This is a genomic window from Haloferax profundi (assembly GCF_001469865.1).
Lineage (GTDB): Archaea > Halobacteriota > Halobacteria > Halobacteriales > Haloferacaceae > Haloferax > Haloferax profundi.
The window spans coordinates 1-1,321 of record NZ_LOPV01000310.1 but is presented as its reverse complement, the minus strand read 5'-3'; the positions used below and the strand labels follow the sequence as shown (position 1 = coordinate 1,321).

Genomic DNA, 1,321 nt, shown 5'->3' with positions numbered 1-1,321 from the left:
GGCATCACTCTATCTTGCCAGCGACCTCTGCGGAGAGTATGTTTTCCCACAAGATGTCTCGCGTGTTTCAGGGGTTACAGCGGCAAGTATTCGAACCCGAGCTAAAGAAATGAGGGAACAAGTGGACGACACCTGAGAGACAGGACGAAAACATATTGTTCAAACAGAATCTATCGTTTTGAAGAGTTAACATGGCTGGAGGATATCCTAAAGATTGGAACTCACGTCGAAGAAAGGTATATCAGCGGGATGGATATAAGTGCCAAAACTGCGGGCGGAAAGGTGGCCCCTACGGGGATTTCGAACTTCATGCTCACCATATTGTTCCGAAGAGTCAGGGTGGGTCACACAAGAAATCGAATCTAAAGACGCTCTGTAAGCAGTGTCACGATGCAGCACATGGAAAGGGGATAGCACCCTCTCAAAAGAAAAAGAAGCGAGGATTCTGGAGTTGGTTGTTCGGGTCCTCGTCTAAGAGTTCTGAGCAGAAGCAGGAGTATACTCCCGAAGATCGGGATGACGATGGCTACGTTCGCCTTGGTAAGTCAAACGGGAAAGGGTGGGCCCAAAAGAAGGTAGATAAGAAGATAAACAAGCGTCACGGGGGGTGTCCTGAATGTGGCGAGGCGGATTTGACTGTGAGTTGGATTGGATTAAAACCAGGAAAGAAAGTCAAAGTAGTCGAGTGTGAGTCCTGCAAAGCCTTCTATGAGCCAATCGGCGAAAATGAACTACACCTGATTTCGAGTCCTGAAGAACTAGATCCTAGTTCCTCGGCTCTATTGGAGGAACTAAAAGATTAGTTACCCGAGTCGGTTCTACTTCTCAAATCCCGATTTCTGGAGGTCGAAAAATGCATAATAAGTATATTACTTGGGTGGGGAGCGATGAGGGCTCTAAGCAAATAGCGTCAACCGAAAAAGTTCACCGCGTATACCTCTGTGATAGCAAACGGGCTCGTGATTTTTGGATCACAGTTGTGTGGTGTTGCTAAAGGTAGGCGAGGGGCATTGAACGACTATGAAATGTTGATGACCCGCCTACCTGAATTGGCCTCCGGTTTTTCAACCATCATCGGCACTGTCCTGTCCGGTTACACCTTGATCAAACTTTTCGTGCATATGTTCTGTTGTAAATGTATTTAATTTTCAGGCTCGTATAAGAGCAAATCCCATACTAATCACTGGGTCATATTCGGCTATGGGCCGAGAAAGCGGGTTTTATATTCAAATCAGTCATCTAGTCTCCTACTGCGAGTGAAAAAAGGAGCGTAAACCGGTAGGCGGTGTTATATTCGCGCGAACAGCGCGAATTTGTCCGA

The 1,321-nt window shown here is 46.8% G+C and carries 1 protein-coding gene; it reads left to right on the top strand.

Annotation, left to right across the window (positions count from 1 at the left end):
- The first annotated feature begins 191 nt into the window (after positions 1-191).
- Positions 192-803 (top strand): HNH endonuclease, encoded by a 612-nt coding sequence (locus AUR66_RS20660; RefSeq protein ID WP_082682206.1) that lies wholly within the window; start codon positions 192-194, stop codon positions 801-803.
- Positions 804-1,321 lie beyond the last annotated feature (518 nt).

What these genes read in the sequence shown, in the direction of transcription:
- AUR66_RS20660 (WP_082682206.1), top strand. Translation starts at nt 192, where the DNA reads ATGGCTGGAGGATATCCTAAAGATTGGAACTCACGTCGAAGAAAGGTA.